Source organism: Streptomyces sp. NPDC024687 (assembly GCF_055559055.1).
On the sequence record NZ_JBVHLJ010000001.1, the window covers coordinates 962172 to 987481 of the forward strand.

The following is a 25310-nucleotide window of genomic DNA, read 5'->3' on the forward strand; positions in this document are numbered from 1 at the left end:
CAGGCCCTAGCTGTCGAGGCCGATCGCGAACGCGGCCTCCAGGTCGTGCTGGGAGTAGGTGCGGAAGGCCACGTGGGTGTCCGTCGCCTCGACGCCCGGGATCTTGCTGATGCTGCCGGGGATGACCTCGGCGAGGTCCTCGTGCCGCTTGACCCGGACCATGGCGATCAGGTCGTACGTGCCCGTGACCGAGAAGACCTCGCTCACGGACTCCAGCGCGGCGATCCGCTCCGCGATCTCGGGGATCCGGTCCACGCTGGTCTTGATGAGGACGATCGCGGTGATCACGGCTGGTTCTCTCCCTCGGAGGCGGTGGCAGGGCTCTTACCCTACTCGCGGTCCAGTCGGCCCGGTTTTTCTGCCGGGGGTCCGGGCGTCGTCCCCCGGGAAGGCACAGCAGTGGTACGGCCGAAACGCGCCCAGGCGAAGACCAGGCCCAGGCCGAAGCCCACCAGGTGGGCCAGGTAGGCCACCCCGGGGCCGTCGGAGGCCCGGCCCGCGGCGAGCCACTGCAGCGCCGCCCAGAAGGGGAGGACGACCCAGGCGGGGAAGCGCAGCGGCAGGAAGAAGAGGAACGGCAGGAGACTGGTCACCCGGGCCCCGGGGAACAGGAAGAGCAGCGCGCCGAGAACCGCCGAGATCGCCCCGGAGGCACCGACCAGGGACTGCTCGGAGTCGGCGTTGGCAGCCGCGTAGCCCAGCAGGGCGAGGTAGCCGCTGCCCACGTAGAAGAGGAGGAACTGCACCCGGCCCATCCGTTCCTCGGTCATCACCCCGAAGACGTAGAGGAAGAGCATGTTGCCCAGCAGGTGCACCCAGCTGCCGTGCACGAACAGCGCGGTGGCCGGGGTGAGGGCGGCAGCGGGCGAGCCCTCGAAGAGCTCGGCGGGGACCACGCCCCAGCGGTGGAAGTAGGCCCGCTGGGCGGCCAGGGCCGCGTCCCCGGAGCCGTAGGCCGGATCGAGGCCCGAGGCGGGGCCGATCACGAAGACCAGACAGCACAGGGCGATCAGGCCGTAGGTGACCGGAGCCGGCCCCCACAGCCGCCCGTTCGCTGCACCGACCGTCACCCTCCAGTTGCGGATCATGAACACAGAGCATGGCGTAACGGGACGCAACCGCACAGAGCGCCTCGCCGCCGGACAGGTCCTGTGGACGCCCGAGCGGCGAGTACCCGCCAGGCCTTAGGGTTACGAGCCACATGCACCGGGCCGCCGGTGTGTCACGGACAATGGCTAGTAGGAAAGAGCACAGCCACGATGACGGTTCCCCTCCCGACCGCCTCGACGCGGTGGCGCTGCACCCTCTGCGGCAACCTCACGCGCTTCGACGTGACCCGCTCGTCGAAGGTCGTCGAGTACGTCCACCTCGACCTGGCGGGAGAGCCGAAGGTCGAGGAGCGCGAGGTGGTCAGTGAGACCATCGAGTCGGTGCGGTGCCGCTGGTGCAACGCCGTGGACCAGGTGGAACTCGTGGACAGGCCGGGCGCCGGCTCCTGACAGGGCCGGCCCCGCACAGTGATGGGGTGTGACGGATGGTGGAGACACAAGGCGGGGAGCCGGGCGACGGCGCCGCCGCCGAGGTCCTCGACCGTCCGCTGCCCGACGGTGTGCGGCGCCGGGTCGTGCACATCGTCTCGGAGGGGTTCGGCGGGCTGACCGTCGGTGAACTGCCCGCCCAGCTCAGGCAGTACGCGCGCTTCGCGCCGAACCGGCGGGCCAAGTTCGCGGGCAACGCGATGGCGGCCGCGCTGGAGACCGATCCGCTGTTCCGCCAGCGCATCGGGGAGAAGTTCAGAGAGGTCCAGCCGGAGCTGGCCGGCGCCCTCGACTCCGGTTCCCCGCCCCCGGCCGCGGACCCGCTCGATGTGGCGGCCGCGGCCTATGTGCTGCGCCCCACCGGCTGGGTCAAGCTGGTCACCGCGGCCGGCGAGGAGGCCCAGCGGGCGGACGCCGAGCGGGCCGACGAGGAGAGCCGCGCCGAGCTGGAGCGGCTGCGCGAGCAGCTCACAGCCGCCCGCGACCAGACGCGCGCCGACACCGAGCGGCTGCGCACCGAGCTGGAGTCCGCCAAGAAGGAAGCCGAATCGCTTCACCGCAAGCTGCGCGCGGCACTCAGTGACGTCAAGCGCGGCGAGGCGGCCCTGCGCAAGCTGCAGGCCGAGATGGACGCCGTACGCGCCGAGAGCCAGGCCCAGGTGTCCGCCGCCGAGAGCGAGTCCCGGCGGCTGAAGGCACGCCTGGGGGAGGCGGAGGCCGCTCTGGAGGCCACGCGCAGAGCGGCACGGGAGGGGCGCAGTGTCGAGGACATGCGCGTGCGTCTGCTTCTGGACACCGTTCTGGACGCGGCCCAGGGACTGCGCCGGGAACTGGCCCTGCCGCCGGTCTCCGTCCGGCCCGCCGAGACCGTCGATGCGGTGGAACCGGGCCGCATGACCCCGAAGGACATCGCCGCGCGGGCGCTGTCCGAGAACGACCCCGCGATCCTGGACCAGCTTCTCGCCCTGCCCCAGGCGCACTTGGTGGTCGACGGCTACAACGTCACCAAGACCGGCTATCCCCAGATGCCGCTGGAGAAGCAGCGTCTGAGGCTCCTCGGGCAGCTCTCGCAGCTCGCCGCGCAGACCGGGGCGGAGGTTACCTGTGTCTTCGACGGGGCCGAGCTCGCCGCGCCGGTGCTGCTCGCGCCGCCGCGCGGGGTGCGGGTGCTGTTCTCCAAGGCGGGCGTCACCGCCGACGAGTTGATCCGCCAGCTGGTGCGCGCCGAGCCGCCCGGGCGGCCGGTGATCGTCGCCTCCACCGACCGCGAGGTCGCCGACGGCATCGCCAAGGCGGGGGCCCGGCCGGTCGCTTCCGCGGTGCTCCTGAAGCGCCTGTCCTAAACATCAAAGTCCAGGCTGAATGACCGAATTGGCCGTATCGTCACGCAACGTAGTGTCAAGGCCGCCTCACTGCATGTGAGTTCTGTGCAAAGAATGCATGGCGTGACGAGATTTTGCTGCTGAGGATTTGAACTGATCACAGTAAGGTCACTAGGGTCTGCTCTCGAACCTCCGAGCGGGTGATCACTCAAAAGAAGGAGTTCACCTCCGTGGCGTCCCACCGTCGACCCAAGCAGCCGAGCCGTACGCGCGTGACCGTGCTCACGACCGCAGCCGCTGCCGCCGTGGCCCTCAGTGCCAATGCCGCCAACGCCGCGCCGAGCGAGAAGCCGAGCAAGGACGAGGTCAAGGCGAAGGTCGACGCCCTGTACGAGCAGGCCGAGCAGGCCACGGAAAAGCTCAACGGCGCCAAGGAGAAGCAGGAGAAGCTCCAGAAGGAGATCTCCACCATCCAGGACAACGTGGCCCGCGGCCAGGGCGACCTGAACGAACTGCGCGACTCCATAGGCCTCGCGGCCGCCGCGCAGTACCGCACCGGCACCATCGACTCCTCGCTCCAGCTCTTCCTGTCGTCGAACCCGGACGACTACCTGGACAAGGCGTCCACCGCGGACCAGCTCAGCTCCCAGCAGGTCGAGGCGCTGAAGAAGATCCAGGAGAAGCAGCGCGAGCTGGCCCAGGACCGCGCCGAGGCCTCCGAGAAGCTCAAGGACCTCGCGAGCACCCGCACCGAACTGGCCAAGCAGAAGAAGTCCGTTCAGGGCAAGCTCGCCGAGGCGCAGAAGCTCCTCAACTCGCTGACGGCCGCCGAGAAGGCCGCCCTCGCCGCCGCCGACGCCCGCGCCAGCCGCTCCGCGAGCGAGCGCGTGGACCTCGGAGACGCCCCCGCCTCCTCCGCCCGGGCCCAGGCGGCCTTCAACGCCGCCCAGACCCAGCTCGGCAAGCCGTACGTCTACGGCGCCACCGGCACCGCCTCCTACGACTGCTCTGGCCTGACCTCCTGGGCCTACGCGCAGGCCGGTATCACCATCCCGCGCACCTCGCAGGCCCAGGCCAACGCCGGCACGCGCATCTACAGCATGAGCGACCTCAAGGTCGGCGACCTGGTGATCTTCTACGGCGACCTGCACCACGTCGGCCTGTACGCGGGCAACGGACAGGTCATCCACGCCCCGCGCACCGGCACGGTCGTGCGCTACGAGTCGATCAACAACATGCCGTTCCAGTTCGGCGTGCGGATCTGAGCCCCGTACCTGCTCAAGATCACGACGACTCGCCGCCCGTTCGGGCGAATCACGATCACCACAACTGACTCCGCGCCCCGCCCATGACCTGCGTCTTGGGCGGGGCGTCACGTTGTGTGCCCGCGGAGGTCGTTGGATACGCCCCTGCCGCAGGGCTACTGTCGGCCGCGCTTCCCCTCATCGGGGAACGTCTGTGTCCGCCAGTGGAAGGAGCGCGGCTTCCCGTGGGGTTCCATCGCCGCCTTGTCCAGACGTCCGGGTTCAACCGGGGCGCCGGTGCCGCTCTGTGTGTGCTGTCCGCGGCGGCCGCCGCGCTCGGCGCCGTACCGGCCGCCGCCGCACCTTCCGAAGGCACCCGGGCCGAGGTGGACCGCCTCTACGAGCAGGCCGAGCAGGCCACCGAGGCCTACAACAAGGCCGACGAGCGTGCCGACGCGCTGCGCGAGGAGGTCAGCACCGCACAGGACGGGATCGCCCGCCAGCAGGAGCGCATCAACTCCATGCGGGAGGCGCTCGGTTCACTGGCCGGCGCCCAGTACCGCTCCGGCGGCCTGGACCCGTCCCTCGCGCTGTTGTTCTCCGACGACCCGGACGACTACCTCGACAAGGCGGCCGTCCTCGACCGGATCAACGCGCGCCAGGCGGGCGAACTCAAGGACCTCCAGGACGCCATGCGCGAACTCGCCCAGGAGCGCGGCGAGGCGGCCCGCAAGCTCGGCGAACTGGAGAAGAGCCGCAAGGCCGTCGCCTCCCACAAGCGGACCGTCGAGAGAAAGCTCGCCAGAGCGCGCGCGCTGCTGAACTCCCTGCCGTCCGACGAGCGCGCCGCCTACGACCGGGCCTCGCGCTCCGGCCGCTCCGGGATGCCCGACCTCTCGGGTGCCGCCGCGCCCTCGGGCCGGGCGGCCGCCGCCGTGGCCGCCGCGCAGTCCGCGATCGGCAAGCCGTACGTGTGGGGCGCCAACGGGCCGGGCGCCTTCGACTGTTCGGGCCTGATGCAGTGGTCGTACGCCCAGGCCGGGGTCTCCCTCCCGCGCACCTCGCAGGCCCAGCGCTACGCCGGCCGCCAGGTGCCGCTCTCCCAGGCGCAACCCGGCGATCTGGTCACCTACCGGGGCGATGCCAGCCATGTCGGCATGTACGTCGGCAACGGCCAGGTCGTCCACGCCCCGTACCCCGGCGCCCCGGTGCGCTACGACCCGGTGGGCATGATGCCGGGGGCGACGGTCACGCGCCCCTGACCGACGGCCGCCCTGCCCGTACGATCGGGAGACATGGCTGGTCGAAGGCGGGTGCCGAAACACGGTGTGGTGGTGCTGTGCCTGCTGCTCACCTCGCTGGTGGCCTGCGGCGGGCGGCCGACGGCCGGCGACACCGCCAGGGCCGACGTGCAGCGCGTCCTCGACCGGCGGGCGGCGGCCGTCCTCGACCGCGACAAGGCGGCGGTAGCCGAGACGGGTACCGCGAGTTGGTTCGAGGACGTCAGCGCCGTGCCCCTCGCCTCCTGGGCCTACAAGGTCACCGGCGTCCACCGCACCGGCGCCACGGCCACCGCCGACGCCGAACTCCGCTACCAGGTGCAGGGGTACGACCAGGCCCCCGTCACCGTCGCCCGCACCCTGGGCCTCTCCCTGGACGCGGCCGGCCAGTGGTACGTGAAGGACGAGAAGCCGGCGAGGAAGGCTCCGCAGCAGTTGTGGGACCAGGGCGAGGTGACCGTCGTCCGCGGACGGCACAGCATCGTCCTAGGCGTCGGCCAGTCCGGCGAGCGACTGCACTCCTTCGCGGACCTCGCCGACCACGCCGTACCCGCCGTGTCGGACGCCTGGGGCACCACGTGGTCCCGGCACGTCGTCGTGCTCGTACCGCGCTCCCTGCAGGGGATGGCGGGGCTGCTCGGCTCGCCGGCCTCCTCGTACCGCGGGATCGCGGCGGTCACCACCGGTGAGACGGGCGCCCCGGCGCAGGCGCCCGCGGACCGGATCATCGTCAACCCCGACGCGTACGGCCTGCTGGGCACCCTGGGCCGGCAGGTCGTGCTCACCCACGAGACCACTCATGTCGCCACCCGCGCCGACACCACCGCCGCGACACCGCTGTGGCTGTCGGAGGGGTATGCCGACTGGGTCGGCTACCGGGGCACCGGGAGCACCCCGGCCGAGGCCGCGCCGGAGCTGGAGGAGGCCGTGTCCGCGGGCCGGGTGCCCACGGCCCTGCCCTCCGACGCGGACTTCGGCTTCGACGGCAGCGCGTCCGGGCTCGCGATGTCCTACGAGGGCGGCTGGATGGCCTGCCGGATGATCGCGGACCGGTGGGGCGAGGCGAAGCTGGGCGAGTTCTACCGGGCCGTGGGCACGCACGAGAAGCGGCCGGGGGCGGTGGAGGAGGCCATGACGAAGGTGCTCGACACCGACCTGAAGACCTTCACCGCGGCGTGGCAGGAGTACCTGCGGGATCAGCTCGACTGACCCAACAACTCGACGGCCTCCGCCGGCCTTCAGGACGAGGTCGAGGTCTCGCGGGCCGGAGTCGTGGGCTGATCCGGTACCGGGGGTGGCGGGGTCCGTTTCGGGACCGTCGAGCGCCACAGGTCGCGCATTCCGATGACCGTGGCGAGGACCAGCAGGCCGTTGCGCACGAGCAGGAGGATGATGCCGCGCGGGGTGCTTCCCACGACGTCCGCGAACCAGATCGGGAACTCCAGGACCGTCACGAAGCACGCCGCCAGCACCAGGACGGCCGGCAGGCCCATCCGGCTCGCCCGGAAGCACAGACAGGCCGCCGCGAGGCCGACCAGCCACACCATGTACTGCGGGCTGATCACCCGGCTCGTGGTGGTGAACATCAGCACCGCCACCAGCGCCGCGTCGGCCGCCGTGTGCGCCTCGAACCGGGTGGCCGTCAGCCGCCACAGCAGCAGCAGCCCGAAGGCCATGCCGGTCAGCGCGAGCGCGGCCGTGCTGACGGCGGTCACCCAGGGGCCGAGGAACTCGACCGAGCCGTAGTTGAGCAGGACCGAGCCGTCCCAGCCGTGCCGGCGGGCGATGTGGAAGACCAGGGAGCCCAGCGACTCCACCTCGGTGCCGCGCTCCCGCTGGAAGGTCAGGAAGGCGAAGGCCCCGGGCATCGCCACGGCGAACAGCCCGGCCACCACGACCACCGTCCCCACCGCCGAGGCCCAGACACTGCGCCTGCGGATCCCGACGAGGATCAGCGCCGGCCACACCTTCAGCAGCGCCCCGAAGCCCACCAGCGCCCCCGCCACCTTCGGATGCCGGGCGGCCGCGAGGACCGCCGCGATGGCCACCGCGGTCACCATCACGTCGTAGCGGGAGTAGACGGTCGGGCCGAGCAGAGGTACGCCCGCCACCCACACCCAGGCTCCCCGCAGCTGCCGCCCGGGACGCCGGCCCGCGTACAGCAGCAGGAGGAGGGCGGCCAGGTCGGCGACGAAGGCGAGGACGAAGAAGGCCTGGGTGTACTCCAGGAAGGGCAGCAGCGCGGGGGAGAGGATCGCGAGGGCCGCGGCCGGCGGATACTGCCAGGTCACGTCGGACCGCGGGAACGTTCCGGTGCGCAGGACGTCGTACCAGCCCTGGTAGATGACCGACACGTCACTGGTGACGTCCGGGCCCGGGAAGACGTACACCTTGAAGACCCACAGCAGGAGCAGCAGCCTGGTCACGCCCCAGGTCAGCAGCAGCCACGTCAGGGACCGCCGTCCGGCCTTCGTCTCCACGTGATCCCCTGCCGTTCGCTCGCGCTCTTGAGGGGAACATGATGTCCCGCCCTCCTGTGAGGGTGCCATAAACGTGGCCGCGCCCGGCTGTGAGCAGCCGGTTCGGTAGTCTCGGCCGCGATGCACAAGACCCTGATCGTGACGAACGACTTCCCGCCCCGCCCCGGTGGCATCCAGGCGTTCCTGCACAACATGGCGCTGCGCCTCGACCCCGAGCGGCTGGTCGTCTACGCCTCCACCTGGAAGCGGAGCCGGGAGGGCGTCGAGGCGACCGCCGCCTTCGACGCCGAGCAGCCCTTCACCGTCGTACGGGATTCCACGACCATGCTGCTGCCGACGCCCGGGGCGACCCGGAAGGCGGTCGCGCTGCTGCGTGAGCACGGCTGTACGTCGGTGTGGTTCGGGGCGGCAGCGCCGCTCGGGCTGATGGCGCCGGCGCTCAGGAGGGCGGGGGCCCGGCGGCTGGTGGCCACGACCCACGGGCACGAGGCCGGGTGGGCCCAACTGCCCGCCGCGCGGCAGCTGCTCGGCCGTATCGGGGAGTCGACCGACACGATCACCTACCTCGGCGAGTACACGCGGTCCAGAATCGCCGCCGCGCTGACCCCGGCGGCCGCCGCACGGATGGTGCAGCTGCCGCCCGGGGTCGACGAGAAGACCTTCCACCCCGGGTCGGGCGGCGACGCCGTGCGGGCGCGGCTGGGGCTGACGGACCGGCCGGTGGTGGTGTGCGTGTCCCGGCTCGTGCCGCGCAAGGGGCAGGACACGCTGATCCTCGCCATGCCGCGGATCCTCGCGAAGGAGCCCGACGCCGTGCTGCTGATCGTCGGCGGCGGGCCGTACGAGAAGGACCTGCGCAGGCTCGCACACGAGACGGGGGTCGCCGCCTCCGTCCGCTTCACCGGAGCCGTGCCCTGGGCCGAGCTGCCCGCGCACTACGGCGCCGGGGACGTCTTCGCGATGCCCTGCCGGACCCGCCGGGGCGGACTCGACGTCGAGGGGCTCGGGATCGTCTACCTGGAGGCCTCCGCGACCGGCCTGCCCGTCGTCGCCGGGGACTCGGGCGGCGCCCCGGACGCCGTGCTCGACGGCGAGACCGGGTGGGTCGTGCGGGGCGGGTCGGCCGAGGAGACCGCCGAGCGGATCGTCGTCCTCCTCGGCGACGCGGAACTGCGGAGCCGCATGGGGGAGCGGGGACGGGAGTGGGTCGAGGAGAAGTGGCGGTGGGATTTGTTGGCGGAAAAGTTGAAGACGTTGGTATAGCCGGAGGCCGATAATCCGCCGATGCTGCGCGCATGACAGCAAAACTGATGCAGCGTCAGCTGACTAGACGTCAGATCCTTGGTATGGCCGCCCTCCAGACGGCGGCCACTCTCGGCTTCACCCGAGTCGGGCTCCAGTCGGCCCGTGCGGACGAGCCCGCCGCGGTCGAGTCCGCGCCCGCCATCGTCGTCGGCTCCGGCTACGGCGCCTCCGTCGCCGCCCTGCGCCTCGGCCAGGCCGGTATCCGCACCCTCGTCCTCGAGATGGGCCGGCTCTGGAACACCGCCGGCCCCGACGGCAACATCTTCTGCAACACCGCCAGTCCCGACCAGCGCTCCATGTGGTTCCGCTCCCGCACCGAGGCGCCGCTGGCCACCTTCCTGTGGCTGGACGTCGTCAACAAGGACGTCAACCCCTACCCCGGCGTCCTGGACCGGGTGCACTTCCCCAACATGTCCGTCTTCGTGGGCCGCGGGGTCGGCGGCGGCTCCCTGGTCAATGGCTCGATGGCGGTCACCCCGCTCCAGTCCTACTTCGCCGAGCAGTTCCCGGGCGTCGACACCGCCGAGATGTACGGCACGTACTTCCCGCGCGCCCGCGCCATGCTCGGCGTCAACACGATCGACCCGGCCTGGTTCGAGTCGACCGAGTGGTACCGGTTCAGCCGGGTCTCCCGCAAGCACGCCGGCAACACCGGCCTGAAGACCACCTTCGTGCCCAGCGTCTACGACTTCGGCTACATGCAGCGCGAGGCCGCCGGCACCGCCACCAAGTCGGCCCTCGGCCAGGAGGTCATCTACGGCAACAACCACGGCAAGAAGAGCCTCGACAAGACGTATCTGGCGTCCGCGCTCGGCACCGGCAACGTCACCATCCACACCATGGAGAAGGTCACCGGCATCAGCCGGGCGGGCGACGGCAGTTGGGTGCTGACCGCCGACCGGATCGACTACACCGGCGCGGTCGTCGAGACCAAGCAGTACGGCTGCACCTATCTGTTCCTCGGCGGCGGCAGCCTCGGCACGAGTGAACTCCTGCTCAGGTCACGGCAGTCGGGGACCCTCCCGGCGCTGGACGCGAGCGTCGGGGCCGGCTGGGGGCCCAACGGCAACACGATGCTCGGACGGGCCAACCACCTGTGGGACACCGTCGGCGCCAACCAGTCGACCATGCCGGTCATGGGCATCGACGACTGGGCCAACACCGACAACCCCGTCTTCGCCGAGATCGCGCCTTTACCCACGGGACTCGAGCACTGGGTCAGCCTCTATCTGGCGATCACCAAGAACCCACAGCGCGCCAGGTTCTCGTACGGCAGCGGGGGACTGGGCCTCGACTGGAGCAGCGCGCAGAGCTCGGTCTCCTCCGGCATGGCCAAGAAGCTCTTCGACCGGATCAACTCCGCCAACTCGACCATCTACCGGTACGACCTCTTCGGCTCCCCCAGCAGGGTCTTCGCCGACGACTTCACCTACCACCCGCTGGGCGGCTGCGTGCTGGGCAAGGCCACCGACAACTACGGCCGGGTGAAGGGCTATTCGAAGCTGTACGTCACCGACGGCTCGCTGATCCCCGGAAACATCGGGGTCAACCCGTTCGTCACCATCACCGCCCTCGCCGAACGCACGATGGCGCGGGTCCTCGTGGAGGACACCGCGCCATGACGCTTCGTCAGAGGACGTACTACTTCGCGTAGATCGCCTCGATCTCGTCCGCGAAGTCCTTCGCCACCACGTTCCGCTTGAGCTTCAGCGAGGGCGTGAGGTGGCCCGTCTCCTCCGCGAACTGGGAGGACAGAATGCGGAACTTCCGCACCGATTCCGCCTTCGACACCGCGGCGTTGCCGTCGTCGATCGCGGCCTGGATCGCCGCGTTCAGGTCCGCGTCCCCGGTCAGCGACGCCGCGGTGGAACCCGCCGGCTTGCCGTGCTCCTCGGCCCAACGGCCCAGGAACTCCTCGTCGATGGTGACCAGCGCGCCCACGAACGGCCGCCCGTCGCCCACCACCATGCACTCCGCGACCAGCGCGTGCGCCCGGATACGGTCCTCGATCACGGCCGGGGCGACGTTCTTGCCGCCCGCGGTGACGATGATCTCCTTCTTGCGGCCGGTGATCCTGAGATAGCCGTCCTCGTCGAGGGTGCCGATGTCACCGGTGTGGAACCAGCCGTCGGTCAGCGCCTCGGCGGTCGCGGCCTCGTTGTTCCAGTAGCCCTTGAACAGGTGCTCGCCGTGCAGCAGCACCTCGCCGTCGTCCGCGATCCGGATCACCGAACCCGGCAGCGGCTGCCCGACGGTGCCGATCTTCGTACGGTCCCAGGGGTTGAACGCGGTCGCGGCACAGGACTCGGTCAGGCCGTAGCCCTCCAGGACCGTGAAGCCGATACCGCGGAAGAAGTGCCCCAGGCGCTCGCCCAGCGGGGCGCCGCCGGAGATCGCGTACTCACCGCGACCGCCCAGCACGGCCCGCAGCTTGCTGTAGACGAGTTTGTCGAACGTCTTGTACTTGATCTTCAGACCGAGCGACGGGCCCGACGGGGTGTCCAGGGCCTTGCTGTAGGCGATCGCCGTGTCGGCGGCCTTGTCGAAGATCTTGCCCTTGCCGTCCGCCTGCGCCTTGGCGCGCGCCGAGTTGTAGACCTTCTCGAAGACGCGCGGGACGCCGAGGATCAGCGTCGGCCGGAAGGCCGCCAGTTCGTCGGTGAGCTGCTTGATGTCCGGGACCATGCCCAGTTTGATCGGCGCCATCATCGGTGCGATCTGCACCAGCCGGCCGAAGACGTGCGCGAGCGGCAGGAAGAGCAGGACCGAGCACTCGCCGGTGCGGAACAGCGGGCGCAGCCGCTCCACGATGTTGCCGCACTCCGCGAAGAAGCTGCGGTGGGTGAGCACACAGCCCTTGGGACGCCCCGTGGTGCCGGAGGTGTAGACGATGGTCGCCGGGTCGTCGGCCTTCGCCAGCGAACTGCGCTCCTCGACGGCCGCGTCGCTGATGTCCTTGCCGGCGCGGGCCAGCTCCTCGATCCCGCCGCCCTCGATCTGCCAGACGTGCTTGAGGGCAGGCAGCGAGTCGCGCACCGACTCGACGGCCGCGCTGTGACCGTCCAGCTCCACGACGCAGGCGGTCGCGCCCGAGTCGCCGAGGATCCACTGGATCTGCTCGGGCGAACTGGTCTCGTACACCGGCACGGTGATCGCGCCCGCACTCCAGATCGCGAAGTCCAGCAGCGTCCACTCGTAGCGGGTGCGGGACATCAGGGCGACCCGGTCGCCGGGCTGGACGCCGGAGGCGATGAGCCCCTTGGCGGTGGCGTGCACCTCGGCCAGGAAGGCCGTGGCCGTCACGTCCTGCCACTGACCGCCCACCTTGCGGGCGATGACGGCTACGTCGGGATGCTGCGCGGCGTTTCTCCGGACGATGTCGGTGAGATTGCCGTCCGCAGGGACCTCGTACAAAGCCGGAAGGCTGAACTCGCGCAAGACTGCTGCTCCTCATAGGGCGCCGGCGCCACGACGTTGTGTGATGCGACGGTCGGTCCAAGGCTCGGGCAGGTGCTCAGGGATTCGGTAGTTGAATGCTGAGCACGACTGGACTGCCCGGACGTTACCCGCCGGTATGGCTTCTTCGACAGGGGGTCCCGGCGAGATGTTCGCTGCGTCACACGGATTGGGGGTTCTTTTCGCGCACAGTAGTCCACCTACTTACCGACTGGCCAGTAACCGCAGGGCCGGACGCCACTGTTCACGTATGCCGCACAGGCTTACTCTTGATCGTCATGGCACCCACACCGGCCGGAAGCCGGAAGACACGCGTCCACGTGGTCAGTGATGTGCACGGCAACGCCCGTGACCTGGCCAGAGCCGGCGAAGGCGCCGACGCCCTGATCTGTCTCGGTGACCTGGTGCTGTTCCTGGACTACGCCGACCACTCGCGCGGCATCTTCCCCGACCTGTTTGGCGCGGAGAACGCGGACCGCATCGTGGAACTGCGCACCGCCCGCCGTTTCGAGGAGGCGCGCGAACTCGGGGCCCGGCTGTGGAGCGGGATCGGTGCCGACCGGGGCACGGTGATCGAGAAGGCGGTGCGCAAGCAGTACGCCGAGATGTTCGCCGCGTTCCCGACACCGACGTACGCGACCTACGGCAATGTCGACATGCCGCCTTTGTGGCGGGAGTTCGCGGGGCCCGGTACGACCGTGCTCGACGGCGAGCGGGTGGAGATCGGCGGCTGGACGTTCGGTTTCGTGGGCGGCGGTCTCAGGACCCCGATGCGGACGCCGTACGAGATCAGCGACGAGGAGTACGCGGCGAAGATCGAGGCGGTCGGCGAGGTGGACGTGCTGTGCACGCACATCCCGCCGGAGGTGCCGGAGCTGGTCTACGACACCGTCGCGCGGCGGTTCGAGCGGGGCAGCCGGGCACTGCTCGCCGCGATCCGCCGTACCCGCCCCCGGTACTCGCTGTTCGGCCATGTCCACCAGCCCCTGGTCCGGCGGATGCTGATCGGGGCGACCGAGTGTGTGAACGTGGGGCACTTCGCGGGGAGCGGGAAGCCGTGGGCGCTGGAATGGTGAGCCCGTCCGCGCGGTAGCCTTCACGCTGCACAGACGTGCGTACCACCCTTCCTCACCGGACCTTATCTGGAGGAGCCACGGCGATGGCGGAACACACCAGTTCGAGCATCACGATCGAAGCTGCGCCTGCCGACGTCATGGCGGTGATCGCGGACTTCGCCCGCTACCCGGACTGGACGGGCGAGGTGAAGCAGGCGGAGGTCCTGTCGACGGACGCGTCCGGCCGCGCCGAGCAGGTCCGGCTGGTCATGGACGCGGGCGCCATCAAGGACGACCAGGTCCTCGGCTACACGTGGACCGGCGAGAACGAGGTCTCCTGGACGCTGGTCAAGTCCCAGATGCTGCGGCAGCTGGACGGTTCGTACGTGCTGAAGCCGGCGGGTGCGGGTTCGACAGAGGTCACCTACCTGCTGACGGTCGACGTCAAGATCCCGATGCTCGGCATGATCAAGCGCAAGGCGGAGAAGGTCATCATCGACCGGGCGCTGGCGGGGCTGAAGAAGCGGGTGGAGTCCGAGCGGTAGGGCCGTCTTTCGGGTGCGGGTCCGTCGTGGCTGGTCGCGCCCACGCGGCGGGGCCGCACATTGCTACAGCCCCGCGCCCCTGAAAACGGTGCGCGACCAGCCCCCGCCGGGCCGCAGCCGCAAGACTGCCCCGCCGGACTGAACCGTCGCGTCCGTTACGGTTCACCCCTATGCGCACCATCCTGATCACCGGCCCCGGCGGCAGCGGTCGTACGACGGTCGCCGCCGCCACCGCCCTGCGCGCCGCAGGCGACGGCACCCGCACCCTGGTGCTGAGTGCCGACCGCACCGACACCCTCGGCGCGATCCTCGGCGTGCCCACCGGCCCGACCCCGGCCCAGGTCACCCCCACCCTCACCGCGTGGCGCCCTGACGCCACCGCCGGTTTCCGGGACGATCTGGCCGCCTTCCAGGACCGTGCCTCCCACGTGCTCGACCTGCTCGGCGCCTCCCGGCTCGACCCCGAGGAGGTCACCCCGCTGCCCGGCGCCGAGGAGCTCACCCTCCTGCGCGCCCTGCGTGACGCGGCCCTGTCCGAGCGGCACGACCTGCTCGTCGTGGACCTGCCGCCCACCCCGCAGGCCCTCGCCCTCCTCTCCCTCCCCGAGGAACTGCGCCGTTACCTGCGCCGACTCCTCCCCGCCGAGCGCCAGGCGGCCGCCGGTCTGCGGCCCGTCCTCGGACGGCTCGCCGGCATTCCCATGCCCTCGGAGTGGCTGTACGAGACCGCCGCCCGCTGGGACACGGAACTCGGCGCGGTCGAGGCCGTCCTCGCCGACCGGCGGGCCGTGGTGCGGCTCGTCGCCGAACCCGGCCCCGCCGGCGCCGACGCGGTCCGCGCCGCGAGCCTCGCCCTCGCCCTGCGCGGCCTGCGCCCCGACACCCTGGTCGCCAACCGCGTCGTACCGGAGGACTGGTCCCCGGGACTCGTCGCCCAGCAGCGCAAGGCCCTGGAGGAGTGGCAGGAGTCGTACGACGTCCAGGTCGTCCCGCATCTGGGCCACGACCCCCGCGGCGACGACGACCTCACCGCCCTCGGCGTCCCCGTGGTCAACGACACGACCTCCACGGTCGAGTGGCCCGTCGCCGACCACCTCGCCGAGGACGGCGTGCTGGTGTGGCACCTCCCGCTGCCCGGCGCCCTGCGCGACGAGCTGGACCTGATCCGGCGCGGCGACGAACTCCTCATCAGGGCGGGGCAGTTCCGCCGGATCGTCCCGCTGCCCTCGGCCCTGCGCCGCTGCACGGTCGCCGGCGCCGCCCTGCGCGAGGGCGAGCTGCGGATCCGGTTCGCCCCGGACCCGGATCTGTGGCCCCGCACCCCGTGAACCACGTACGCCCATTCGGGTAACGTCGTAGGGACGAACCGTAGTCAGGAGTCCGTCATGAGCGAAGAGCTCCCCCCGTCCGGCGCCGAGGAGAACGAGGCCGTGGACGAGGTACGGGCGACCGACGCCGACGCATGGGCGACGGCGGTCGCGGAGGACCTCGCGGCGGAGAAGGTCCGCCGCCGCACCCAGTACGGCCCGCCCCCGGGCTCGGCCGCCGAAGAGCTGCGCAAACTCGTCGACAACGTCGCCGAGAAGCTGTCCGGCCTCCAGTCCCCGCTCCTCGGGGGCATCGCCGGGCCGGCCGCCCAGCAGGTGGTCAAGCAGGTCGTCCAGCAGGCCAAGGCCGCGGTCGAGCCGGTCATCGAGCGCAACCCGGACGTCTTCGACCACCTCGCGGCCGCCGGTGGCGAACTCCTCGCCGCCTACCGCTCCGCGGTCCAGGCGCAGGAGCAGCGCTGGAGCCGCCGCGACGAGACCCTGCGCGACCGGGGCGAGGAACCGGGCCCCGGCGAGCGCATCGATTTGGACTGAAACCCCCTGACGGCAGGGCCTCGGGTACGGTTGGCCGTAGCGGGGCTCGACCGAAACTGAGGGATTCATGGGACTCACCATCGGCGTCGATATCGGCGGCACGAAGATCGCGGCCGGTGTGGTCGACGAGGAAGGCAACATCCTCTCGACGCACACGGTGCCGACCCCGGGCACGCCGGAGGGCATCGTGGACGCCATCGCCTCGGCGGTGGAGGGCGCGCACGCCGGTCACGAGATCGTCGGCGTGGGCATCGGGGCCGCCGGATACGTCAACCGGCAGCGCTCCACGGTCTACTTCGCACCGAACATCGACTGGCGCCAGGAACCGCTGAAGGAGAAGGTCGAGGCCCGCGTGGGCCTCCCGGTGGTCGTGGAGAACGACGCCAACGCGGCCGCCTGGGGCGAGTACAAGTTCGGTGCCGGCAAGGGCCACCGCAACGTCATCTGCATCACGCTCGGCACCGGCCTCGGCGGCGGCATCATCATCGGCAACAAGCTGCGCCGCGGCCACTTCGGCGTGGCGGCCGAGTTCGGGCACATCCGCATGGTCCCGGACGGTCTGCTGTGCGGCTGCGGCTCGCAGGGCTGCTGGGAGCAGTACGCGTCGGGGCGGGCACTGGTGAGGTACGCCAAGCAACGCGCCAACGCCACCCCGGAGAACGCCGAGATCCTCCTGGGCCTCGGCGACGGCAGCCCCGACGGCATCGAGGGCAAGCACATCTCCATGGCCGCCCGTCAGGGCGACCCGGTCGCCGTCGACTCCTACCGCGAGCTCGCCCGCTGGGCCGGCGCGGGCCTCGCGGACCTGGCCTCCCTCTTCGACCCGTCCGCCTTCATCGTCGGCGGCGGCCTCTCCGACGAGGGCGAACTGGTCCTGGACCCGATCCGCAAGTCCTACAAGCGCTGGCTGGTGGGCGGCAACTGGCGCCCGGTGGCGGACGTCATCGCCGCCCAACTGGGCAACAAGGCGGGCCTGGTGGGCGCGGCGGACCTGGCGCGAGAGCCCGACCCGGTCATGTAAGGGGTGACTTCTCCTCTTCAGGGGCTCCTCCTCAGGGGCGTGGGGCGCGATCCCCACGCCCCTTCTCCTTGGGCGTAAATTGATCCACATGGTTCTGGTCAAGGTCCTGAGCTACAACATCCGCTCGATGCGAGACGACACAGACGCGCTGGCCCGGGTCATCCAGGCCTGCGAACCAGATCTCGTCCTGATCCAGGAAGCCCCCCGCTTCTTCCGCTGGCGCAAGAAGCTGGCAAGGCTGGCGTCGGCCGCGGGACTGGTCGTGCTCACCGGCGGCGGCACGGCGGCGGGCCCCGCGATCCTCTGCAACCTGCGGGCGACGGTCGAACGGACGGAAGACGTCCTCCTCCCGCTCACCCCCGGTGAGCACCGACGGGGCTTCGCCACCGCCGTCGTGCGAATCGGCGGCGCCCGGCTCGGCGTGCTGAGCTGTCACCTGTCACTGCAGAGGGACGAGCGCTACGACCAGGCGGGCATGCTCCTCGACCGCCTCGCCGGCATGGGCGTGGAGCACGCCGTGGCCGGCGGCGACCTCAACGAACGCCCCACCGGCCCCGCCTTCACCCGCATCGCGGACAGCCTTCAGGACTGCTGGGCGAGCAGTCCCACCGGCGCCGAACACACCTGGACCCGCACCGAACCCCAGCGGCGCATCGACGCGATCTTCGCCACCAAGGGCATCGAGGTGGTCGGCTGCGGAGTCCCCGTGGACCTGCCCGGCATCACGGAGACAGACCTGAGGGCGGCCACCGACCATCTTCCGGTCCTGGCCACCCTCAACATCCCCGTGAGCTGAAGCTGAGCCGAGCCGACCTAGACGACGGCACCCCGGCCGGGATTCTCGTCGTCCTCGTCGTCCGCCCGCATCCGCGTCACCAGCGTGGCGAAGCCGCCCAGGAAGCCGCCGATCCCCACCGTGGCCAGCCACCACGTCATCTCCCAGCCGAGCAGCACCGCGACCAGCAGCAGAAGCGGCCCGCCGAGCACGCCCAGCCAGGCGAACTTGGCGGTGGTGTCGGCGGCGGGCAGCGGCGGCGGCTCCGGCGGCACGAAGTGCCCCTCGTCGTCGTCCTCGAAGTCGTCCTCGGACGGCTCCGGCGCGCTGTAGTCACGCGGCCCGACGCCGGGCGCGAAGGAGACGGAACCGCCCAGCGGCTTCGCCGGCTTCTCGTCCTGCTTCGGTGCGTCCTTCTTGGGTGAGTCCGCCTTCGGCGCGTCCTTCTCCGGCTGGGTCCGCGTGGCCGTCGGCTCGTCGTTCGTCTCGGTCTCGAGCAGCGCGAGATCCTCGACCGACTTGAACGGCTTCGTGCCCGGCGGGTCCTTGGGCTCTTCGCCGTACCCGGCGACGATGGCCGCCCACGCGGCCTCCTCGTCGAACGGGACGCCCTGCTCCTCGGGCTCGGGGCCCTCGCGGTCCTCGCGATCGGAGTCGTGCTCAGCCACGGGCGGCCGTCCCTTCACTGCCGATGCCGGTGGTGTGCCGGCCGATGAACGCGAGGCTCTCGTCGAAAATCCGCTCCGCGTCATGGTCCAACGTCGCCACGTGGTAGCTCTGTTCCAGCACGATCTCAGTTACGTCCGTCGACGACACCCGGCTCAGCACCCGCGCCGAGTCGGCCGCCGGCACCACATGGTCCTGGGCGCTGCGCAGCACCAGCAGCGGCTGGGTGACCTGCGGCAGCTCGCCGTCGACCTGGCGGAAGAAGGTCCGCAGGGAGTGGGCCGCGTGCAGCGGCACCTTGTCGTACCCCAGCTCGACGCTGCCCTCCTTCTTGATGTCGCTGGCGATCCCGGGCGCCGTGCGCACGAAATGCCGGGCCACCGGAAGGGCGTAGGGCGCGAGGCCGTGCATGCGGTTCGCCGGGTTGACGACGATGACGCCGCTCACCGCGTCCCCGTGCTTGGCGGCCAGCCTGAGGGCCAGGGTGCCGCCCATGGACAGACCGGCCACGAACACGGAGGTGCAGCGCTCGGTGAGGGCACGCAGCTCGCGGTCCACCTCGGCGTACCAGTCCTGCCAGCCGGTGAGCGCCATGTCCTGCCAGCGGGTGCCGTGACCGGGCAGCAGCGGCAGGGAGACCGTCAGACCGCGGTCGGCGAGGTACTGGGCCCAGGGCCGCAGCGACTGGGGGGAACCGGTGAAGCCGTGGCAGAGAAGGACACCGGCCTCCCCGCCCTCATGGCGGAACGGCTCGGCTCCGGGGAGGACCGGCACCTAGGTCTCCTGTTCATGAAAGAAGCGTGAGCAAGTCCAGGTGAGGTTCACCGTACGCGACCGCACTGACACCGACCAGGGCCGTCGGTCTCTTTGACAGGCCTCCGGGTTAAGGTCTGAACGACGAACACAGGAGGCACTCGGTTGTTGTACGGCACGATGAAGGTCGCCATCGGTGGGCCGCTGAAGGTTGCCTTCAGGCCCTGGGTGGAGGGCCTGGAGAACATTCCCGCCGAGGGGCCGGCCATCCTGGCGAGCAACCACCTGTCGTTCTCCGACTCGTTCTTCCTGCCCGCGGTCCTCGACCGCAAGGTCACCTTCATCGCGAAGGCCGAGTACTTCACCACGCCCGGAGTGAAGGGTCGCCTCACGGCCGCCTTCTTCAAGGGCGTCGGACAGCTGCCGGTGGACCGCTCCGGCGCGCGCGGCGCGGGCGAGGCGGCCATCAAGAGCGGCCTCGACGTGCTGGAGCGCGGTGAGCTGTTCGGCATCTATCCGGAGGGCACCCGCTCGCCCGACGGGCGCCTGTACCGGGGCAAGCCCGGCGGCCTCGCGCGCGTGGCGCTCGCCTCCGGCGCCCCGGTCATCCCGGTCGCCATGATCGACACGGAGAAGATCCAGCCGCCCGGCAAGGTCATGCCCAAGCTGATGCGGCCGGGCATCCGCATCGGCGAGCCGCTGGACTTCAGCCGCTACCAGGGCATGGAGCACGACCGCTTCGTGCTCCGCGCGGTGACCGACGAGGTCATGTACGAGATCATGAAGCTCTCCGGCCAGGAGTACGTCGACATCTACGCGACCGCCGCCAAGCGCCGGATCTCGGACGCGGCGAAGGCCGCCAAGGCCGCTGTCGCGAAGGCCGACAAGGACAAGCCCTAGGATCCTGGGACACGCAGTCCGGGCCGGGGGTGGGGGAGATGGCCAAACAAGTACGCGTCATGCGCATGTCGGTCGAGCAGCCGCTGTGGCGTGCGCTGACCGGGTACCGGGTGCTCACCATGCTGTACGCGGTCGGCCTCTTCGCCACGCAGTACGACGAGTACGACCGGCCCGGCATCGCTATCACCTACTACGTCGTCCTGTGCGTCTGGACGCTCGCCACGCTGCCCCGCGTCCAGAACGCGGCCGCCTGCACCAAGCGTTTCCTCGCCGTCGACCTCGCGATCGCGCTCACCGGGATCGTGCTGACCCCGCTGGTCGTCAACGACCACCACATCGACAGCGGCGGGCCCACCCTGCCGTCGATATGGACCGCCGGTTCCGTCCTCGCCTTCGCCATCAAGGGCGGCTGGCGCTGGGCCGCACTCGCCTCCACGCCGGTCGCCGCCGCCAACCTCATCGAGCGCGGCCAGCCGGCCCGCGACACCGTCCACAACGTGATCCTCGTCTGGGTCGCCTCCATCGCCATCGGCTACGTCGTCGAGGTCGCCCGTGCCTCCGAGCGCACCCTCGCCCGCGCCCTGGAGATCGAGGCGGCGACCCGGGAGCGCGAGCGGCTGGCCCGGGACATCCACGACAGCGTCCTGCAGGTGCTCGCCATGGTGCAGCGCCGGGGCGCGGTCATGGGCGGCGAGGCGGCCGAGCTGGGCCGGATGGCCGGCGAGCAGGAGGTGGCGCTGCGCACCCTGGTCTCCGGCGGGCTGACGTCCGTCTCCCGGGTCTCGCGGGACGCGGCCCAGGGGGCCGTCGTCCACGTCGTCGACGACGTGGACGACGACGGACCGGACGACGGTCCGCTCGACCTGCGCGCGCTGCTCGCCCCGTACGCCTCGGCGAAGGTCTCCCTCGTCGAGCCCGGCGCCCCCGTCCCGCTGCCCCCGCCCGCCGCGCGCGAGCTGGCGGCGGCCGTGGGGGCCGCCCTGGACAACGTGCACCGGCACGCCGGTGAGCACGCGCGTGCGTGGATCCTCGTCGAGGACGAACCCGACGAGGTGATCGTGACCGTACGGGACGACGGACCCGGCATCCCCGAAGGACGGCTCGCGCAGGCCGAGGGGGAGGGGCGGCTCGGGGTGGCCCTGTCGATCCGGGGCCGGCTGCGTGACCTCGGCGGCAGCGCCGAGTTGATCTCACCTCCGGGGCAGGGCACGGAGGTCGAGCTGAAAGTACCGAAGGTCTCACGGGGGAAGGCAGGACTGCGATGAGCGACAAAGGTCCGATCAGGGTCATGGTGGTCGACGACCACCCCATGTGGCGCGACGCGGTCGCCCGCGACCTGGCCGAGTCCGGCCTCGACGTGGTCGCGACGGCGGGCGACGGCGACCAGGCCGTACGCCGGGCCAAGGCGGTGGACCCCGACGTGCTGGTGCTCGACCTGAACCTGCCGGTGAAGCCCGGCGTCCAGGTCTGCAAGGAGCTCGTCGGCCACAACCCGGCCCTGCGCGTCCTCGTGCTGTCGGCGAGCGGCGAGCACGCGGATGTCCTGGAGGCCGTGAAGTCGGGCGCGACCGGCTATCTGCTGAAGTCGGCGTCGACCGAGGAACTCCTGGACGCGGTCCGCCGCACGGCCGTCGGCGACCCTGTCTTCACACCCGGCCTCGCGGGCCTTGTCCTCGGCGAGTACCGGCGCCTGGCCACCGACCCCGCGCCCACCACGGACCCTGACCAGCCCAGAGCCCCGCAACTCACCGAGCGGGAGACCGAGGTGCTCAGGCTGGTCGCCAAGGGCCTGAGCTACAAGCAGATCGCCGAACGTCTGGTCATCTCCCACCGCACGGTCCAGAACCACGTCCAGAACACCCTCGGCAAGCTGCAACTCCACAACAGGGTCGAGCTCGTCCGATACGCCATTGAACGAGGCCTCGACGACGAGTGAGACGGGCGTCACACTGACCCTTCGTCAGGCACCTGCGGCGAAGGGATCTGTCCATGCGCGTCGGAGTACTGACCGGAGGCGGCGACTGCCCCGGCCTCAACGCCGTCATCCGGGCCATCGTCCGCAAGGGCGTTCAGAAGTACGGCTATGACTTCACCGGCTTCCGGGACGGCTGGCGGGGTCCACTGGAGGACGCCACCGTGCGTCTCGACATCCCGGCCGTGCGCGGCATCCTGCCCCGCGGCGGCACCATCCTCGGCTCCTCCCGCACCAACCCGTTGAAGCGGGAGGACGGCATCCGCCGGATCCAGGAGAACCTGGCCGCGCGGGAGATCGAGGCGCTCATCGCCATCGGTGGCGAGGACACCCTGGGCGTGGCCGCCCAGCTCTCCGACCACCACGGCGTGCCCTGTGTCGGCGTACCGAAGACCATCGACAACGACCTCTCCGCCACCGACTACACCTTCGGCTTCGACACCGCGGTCGGCATCGCCACCGAGGCCATCGACCGGCTGCACACCACCGCCGAGTCCCATATGCGCGTCCTGGTCTGCGAGGTGATGGGCCGCCACGCCGGCTGGATAGCCCTGCACTCCGGCCTCGCGGGCGGCGCCAACGTCATCCTCATCCCCGAGCAGCGCTTCGACATCGACCAGGTGTGCGCCTGGATCACCTCCCGCTTCAGGGCGTCGTACGCCCCGATCGTGGTCGTCGCCGAGGGTGCCATGCCGAAGGACGGCGACGCGGTCCTCAAGGACGAGTCGCTCGACTCCTTCGGACACGTGCGGCTGTCCGGGGTCGGCGAGTGGCTGGCCAAGCAGATCGAGAAGCGCACCGGCAAGGAAGCCCGCACGACCGTCCTCGGGCACATCCAGCGCGGCGGCACCCCCAGCGCCTTCGACCGCTGGCTCGCCACCCGCTTCGGTCTGCACGCCATCGACGCCGTCCGCGAGGGCGACTTCGGCAAGATGGTCGCCCTGCACGGAACGGACATCGTGCGCGTGCCGATCGCGGAGGCGACGGCGAAGCTGAAGACGGTCGACCCGAAGCTGTACGAGGAGGTGGGGGTGTTCTTCGGCTGACGCCGGCCGGCTCACACGGTCGTGCGGCGCAGCTGCCTCACCAACTCCCGTACGACGACGGCGCCGTTCAGGGTCAGGACCGACTCCGGGTGGAACTGGACGCCCGCGAAGCCGGGGCCGCGCAGGGCGTGCACCTCTCCGTTGGCCGCCCGGCTGATCTCGATCTCGTGCGCGGCCAGTTCGGTCGCCGTCTCGTCGTCGCAGTGCGCCACGAAGCTGTTGTAGAAGCCCACGGTCTCGGGCCGCCCGAACAGATCGACCGTTGTCTGCGCGCCCTGGTACGGCACTTCCTTCCGTACGATCTCCAGGCCCAGCTCGGCCGCGATCAGCTCGTGTCCGAGGCAGACGCCGAGGACGCCGTGCCGGTGCTGCCTGATCACCTCGGTGGTCAGGCCCCGCAGGAACCGCATCTTCGGGTCGTCCAGGTCGGAGGGGTCACCAGGACCGGGGCCCAGCACGACCGGTCCCTCGTGCGCGAGCACCGCCTCCCGGAGCCCTTCCTCGTCGTACCGGCGGACGGTGACGTCCAGCCCGCTCGACCGCAGGACGTGCGCGAGCATCGCCGTGAAGGTGTCCTCGCCGTCGACGACCAGGGCGTGCCCGGTGAGCTCGTCGAGGGGCTCCTGCATCCGCAGCCAGAACGGCGCCAGCGAGGTGCGTCGCCCGTCGAGCGCGGCACGCACGCGTGGGTCGTCGGCGAGACTCACGCGCGCGTGCTCCGCACGGGGCCGGGACGGTCGTACGCCGAGAGCAGCCAGTACCCCCGCCGCCTTCGCGTGGGTCTCCGCGACCTCGCTCGCCGGGTCCGAACCGCGCACGAGGGTCGCGCCGACGGGGACCCTGAGGCGGCCGTCGGCGGAGATGTCCGCGGTGCGGATGAGGATGGGGGAGTCCAGGGTCTGCGCCCCACCGGAGTCGCGGCCGAGCAGGGCCAGCGCCCCGGCGTAGTAGCCGCGCCCGCCGACCTCGTGCCGCTCGATGACCCGGCAGGCGTTCTGCACCGGGGAACCGGTGACGGTGGCCGCGAACATGGTCTCCCTCAGGACCTCCCGCACGTCCAGCGAGGACTTCCCGCGCAGTTCGTACTCGGTGTGCGCGAGGTGGGACATCTCCTTCAGCCGGGGCCCGATGACGACCCCGCCCATGTCACCGACCGTGCACATCATCTTGAGCTCCTCGTCGACGACCATCGACAGCTCCTCGATCTCCTTGCCGTCGGCGAGGAAGCCGAGCAGGTGCTCGGGAGTGGGGCCCTCGGCGGGATAGCGGTACGTCCCGCTGATCGGGTTCATGACGACGGTCCCGCCGCTCATCCGGACGTGCACCTCGGGGCTCGCGCCGACCAGGGTGCGCTCGCCGGTGTGGACGACGAAGGTCCAGTACGCGCCCCGCTCGTCCACCAGGAGCCGCCGGAACAGCGCGAGGGCGTCCGCGCGGGAGAAGCCCGGGATCTCGCCCTCGTACGTCCGCCGGATCACGAAGTTGGCGCCCTCGCCGCGCCCGATCTCCTCGTGCAGGACACGCCCGACGATCTCGGCGTATTCCTCGTCGGGGACGTCGAAGCCGCCGTTCTCGACCCGGACGTCGTGCGCGGGGAGCTGCTCGAGGGCCTCCCGCAGGGACAGCGAGTGGGTCTCGTCGGGCGTCAGCACCGCGAGCGGGGTCCCGTCGTGCCGTACGTCGAAGCCGCGCTCGCGGATCTGGCGGAAGGGGATGAGCGCGAGCCCCTCGTCGGGGAGGTCGGCGAGACGGTCGTAGGTGCTGACGGGGCCGAGGAGCAGTTCTACCGTGCTCTCGTCGTGGCCGGGGGTGCGGCGGCGGAGCAGGGCGAAGGGGCGGTCGTCGTCCAGGAGGTGTGTCAGGTCCATGGTTCCTCAACTCTCGATGACTCGATGTCGGTGAGGAACGACCCGGAAAACACCGAAGGCCGCCCCTCGGGCGGCCTTCGCGAAGTCTTGCGTACGCGCAGTCAGTGGGCCGCCGGATGAGCGGTCCACCACCAGTTCTGGGTCGAGTGCGCGAACATGCGAGGCACCCTATCCCATGTCCGGCCCTTGTACCCCGTGTCTCATTTCCTGGGCACGGCTCGG

The 25310-nt window shown here is 70.9% G+C and carries 25 protein-coding genes; 17 read left to right on the forward strand and 8 right to left on the reverse strand.

Annotated features, from left to right (window positions below; all coding sequences use genetic code 11):
• Positions 1-6: 6 nt before the first annotated feature.
• Positions 7-288 (reverse strand): Lrp/AsnC family transcriptional regulator, encoded by a 282-nt coding sequence (locus ACZ39I_RS04265; RefSeq protein WP_007381475.1) that lies wholly within the window; start codon positions 286-288, stop codon positions 7-9.
• Positions 289-329: 41 nt separating this feature from the next.
• Positions 330-1088: a rhomboid family intramembrane serine protease gene (locus ACZ39I_RS04270; RefSeq protein WP_467242753.1), complete on the reverse strand. Its 759-nt coding sequence runs from the start codon at positions 1086-1088 to the stop codon at positions 330-332.
• A 171-nt stretch (positions 1089-1259) separates the two neighbouring features.
• Between ACZ39I_RS04270 and ACZ39I_RS04275 the strand changes: the two genes are divergently transcribed.
• The 5 genes from ACZ39I_RS04275 to ACZ39I_RS04295 all read left to right on the forward strand — a co-directional run bounded on the left by ACZ39I_RS04275 (position 1260) and on the right by ACZ39I_RS04295 (position 6593).
• A complete protein-coding gene (locus ACZ39I_RS04275) occupies positions 1260-1499 on the forward strand; it encodes a hypothetical protein (RefSeq protein WP_037719539.1) in 240 nt (79 codons plus the stop codon).
• A 35-nt stretch (positions 1500-1534) separates the two neighbouring features.
• Positions 1535-2881 carry an NYN domain-containing protein gene (locus ACZ39I_RS04280; protein ID WP_467242754.1) on the forward strand — a complete coding sequence of 449 codons (1347 nt, stop codon included), beginning with the start codon at positions 1535-1537 and terminating at the stop codon, positions 2879-2881.
• 209 nt (positions 2882-3090) lie between these two features.
• Positions 3091-4125: a C40 family peptidase gene (locus ACZ39I_RS04285; RefSeq protein WP_467242755.1), complete on the forward strand. Its 1035-nt coding sequence runs from the start codon at positions 3091-3093 to the stop codon at positions 4123-4125.
• Positions 4126-4349: 224 nt separating this feature from the next.
• Positions 4350-5366, forward strand: a complete 1017-nt coding sequence (locus ACZ39I_RS04290; protein WP_467242756.1) for a C40 family peptidase — start codon at positions 4350-4352, stop codon at positions 5364-5366.
• 33 nt (positions 5367-5399) lie between these two features.
• Entirely contained in the window at positions 5400-6593 is a 1194-nt protein-coding gene (locus ACZ39I_RS04295; protein ID WP_467242757.1) for a hypothetical protein, read from the forward strand.
• Positions 6594-6622: 29 nt separating this feature from the next.
• On the opposite strand, the gene ACZ39I_RS04300 is transcribed toward ACZ39I_RS04295, so the two are convergent.
• Positions 6623-7864, reverse strand: coding sequence for a glycosyltransferase 87 family protein (locus tag ACZ39I_RS04300; protein WP_467242758.1), 1242 nt, complete (start codon positions 7862-7864; stop codon positions 6623-6625).
• Positions 7865-7984: 120 nt separating this feature from the next.
• Between ACZ39I_RS04300 and ACZ39I_RS04305 the strand changes: the two genes are divergently transcribed.
• The gene (locus ACZ39I_RS04305; RefSeq protein ID WP_467242759.1) at positions 7985-9127 is read left to right on the forward strand and encodes a glycosyltransferase family 4 protein; all 1143 of its coding nucleotides are present in this window, start codon (positions 7985-7987) and stop codon (positions 9125-9127) included.
• 47 nt (positions 9128-9174) lie between these two features.
• On the forward strand, positions 9175-10791 hold the full coding sequence (locus tag ACZ39I_RS04310) for a GMC oxidoreductase (protein WP_467243317.1): 1617 nt from the start codon (positions 9175-9177) through the stop codon (positions 10789-10791).
• 19 nt (positions 10792-10810) lie between these two features.
• Here the strand turns inward: ACZ39I_RS04310 and ACZ39I_RS04315 are convergent, their stop codons facing one another.
• Positions 10811-12607 carry an AMP-dependent synthetase/ligase gene (locus tag ACZ39I_RS04315; protein ID WP_467242760.1) on the reverse strand — a complete coding sequence of 599 codons (1797 nt, stop codon included), beginning with the start codon at positions 12605-12607 and terminating at the stop codon, positions 10811-10813.
• Between the two features lie 296 nt (positions 12608-12903).
• Between ACZ39I_RS04315 and ACZ39I_RS04320 the strand changes: the two genes are divergently transcribed.
• The 6 genes from ACZ39I_RS04320 (at position 12904) to ACZ39I_RS04345 (ending at position 17904) form a co-directional block, all read left to right on the forward strand.
• Positions 12904-13701: a metallophosphoesterase family protein gene (locus ACZ39I_RS04320; RefSeq protein WP_467242761.1), complete on the forward strand. Its 798-nt coding sequence runs from the start codon at positions 12904-12906 to the stop codon at positions 13699-13701.
• Between the two features lie 83 nt (positions 13702-13784).
• Entirely contained in the window at positions 13785-14225 is a 441-nt protein-coding gene (locus tag ACZ39I_RS04325) for an SRPBCC family protein (protein WP_352382966.1), read from the forward strand.
• A 170-nt stretch (positions 14226-14395) separates the two neighbouring features.
• Entirely contained in the window at positions 14396-15553 is a 1158-nt protein-coding gene (locus ACZ39I_RS04330) for an ArsA family ATPase (protein WP_467242762.1), read from the forward strand.
• A gap of 57 nt (positions 15554-15610) precedes the next feature.
• Complete coding sequence (locus ACZ39I_RS04335) at positions 15611-16087, forward strand: DUF5304 domain-containing protein (protein WP_467242763.1); 477 nt, start codon at positions 15611-15613, stop codon at positions 16085-16087.
• 67 nt (positions 16088-16154) lie between these two features.
• Entirely contained in the window at positions 16155-17108 is a 954-nt protein-coding gene (locus tag ACZ39I_RS04340; protein ID WP_352382960.1) for an ROK family glucokinase, read from the forward strand.
• Positions 17109-17196: 88 nt separating this feature from the next.
• Positions 17197-17904 carry an endonuclease/exonuclease/phosphatase family protein gene (locus tag ACZ39I_RS04345; protein WP_467242764.1) on the forward strand — a complete coding sequence of 236 codons (708 nt, stop codon included), beginning with the start codon at positions 17197-17199 and terminating at the stop codon, positions 17902-17904.
• Between the two features lie 17 nt (positions 17905-17921).
• Here the strand turns inward: ACZ39I_RS04345 and ACZ39I_RS04350 are convergent, their stop codons facing one another.
• The gene (locus ACZ39I_RS04350) at positions 17922-18551 is read right to left on the reverse strand and encodes a hypothetical protein (protein ID WP_467242765.1); all 630 of its coding nucleotides are present in this window, start codon (positions 18549-18551) and stop codon (positions 17922-17924) included.
• The gene (locus tag ACZ39I_RS04355; protein ID WP_467242766.1) at positions 18544-19323 is read right to left on the reverse strand and encodes an alpha/beta hydrolase; all 780 of its coding nucleotides are present in this window, start codon (positions 19321-19323) and stop codon (positions 18544-18546) included. The genes ACZ39I_RS04350 and ACZ39I_RS04355 overlap by 8 nt, the downstream gene beginning before the upstream one ends.
• 144 nt (positions 19324-19467) lie before the next feature.
• Between ACZ39I_RS04355 and ACZ39I_RS04360 the strand changes: the two genes are divergently transcribed.
• The 4 genes from ACZ39I_RS04360 to ACZ39I_RS04375 are packed head-to-tail and all read left to right on the forward strand — an operon-like array spanning position 19468 to position 23220.
• On the forward strand, positions 19468-20202 hold the full coding sequence (locus tag ACZ39I_RS04360; protein ID WP_352382953.1) for a lysophospholipid acyltransferase family protein: 735 nt from the start codon (positions 19468-19470) through the stop codon (positions 20200-20202).
• A gap of 38 nt (positions 20203-20240) precedes the next feature.
• Positions 20241-21467 carry a MacS family sensor histidine kinase gene (macS, locus tag ACZ39I_RS04365; protein ID WP_467242767.1) on the forward strand — a complete coding sequence of 409 codons (1227 nt, stop codon included), beginning with the start codon at positions 20241-20243 and terminating at the stop codon, positions 21465-21467.
• The gene (locus ACZ39I_RS04370; RefSeq protein ID WP_467242768.1) at positions 21464-22138 is read left to right on the forward strand and encodes a response regulator; all 675 of its coding nucleotides are present in this window, start codon (positions 21464-21466) and stop codon (positions 22136-22138) included. Before macS ends, ACZ39I_RS04370 begins: the two co-directional genes overlap by 4 nt.
• Before the next feature lie 53 nt (positions 22139-22191).
• Positions 22192-23220, forward strand: coding sequence for a 6-phosphofructokinase (locus ACZ39I_RS04375; RefSeq protein ID WP_467242769.1), 1029 nt, complete (start codon positions 22192-22194; stop codon positions 23218-23220).
• An 11-nt stretch (positions 23221-23231) separates the two neighbouring features.
• Here the strand turns inward: ACZ39I_RS04375 and ACZ39I_RS04380 are convergent, their stop codons facing one another.
• Positions 23232-25088, reverse strand: coding sequence for an anthranilate synthase family protein (locus ACZ39I_RS04380; RefSeq protein WP_467242770.1), 1857 nt, complete (start codon positions 25086-25088; stop codon positions 23232-23234).
• Between the two features lie 101 nt (positions 25089-25189).
• Positions 25190-25246 (reverse strand): trp operon leader peptide, encoded by a 57-nt coding sequence (locus ACZ39I_RS04385; RefSeq protein ID WP_071528813.1) that lies wholly within the window; start codon positions 25244-25246, stop codon positions 25190-25192.
• Between the last annotated feature and the right edge of the window lie 64 nt (positions 25247-25310).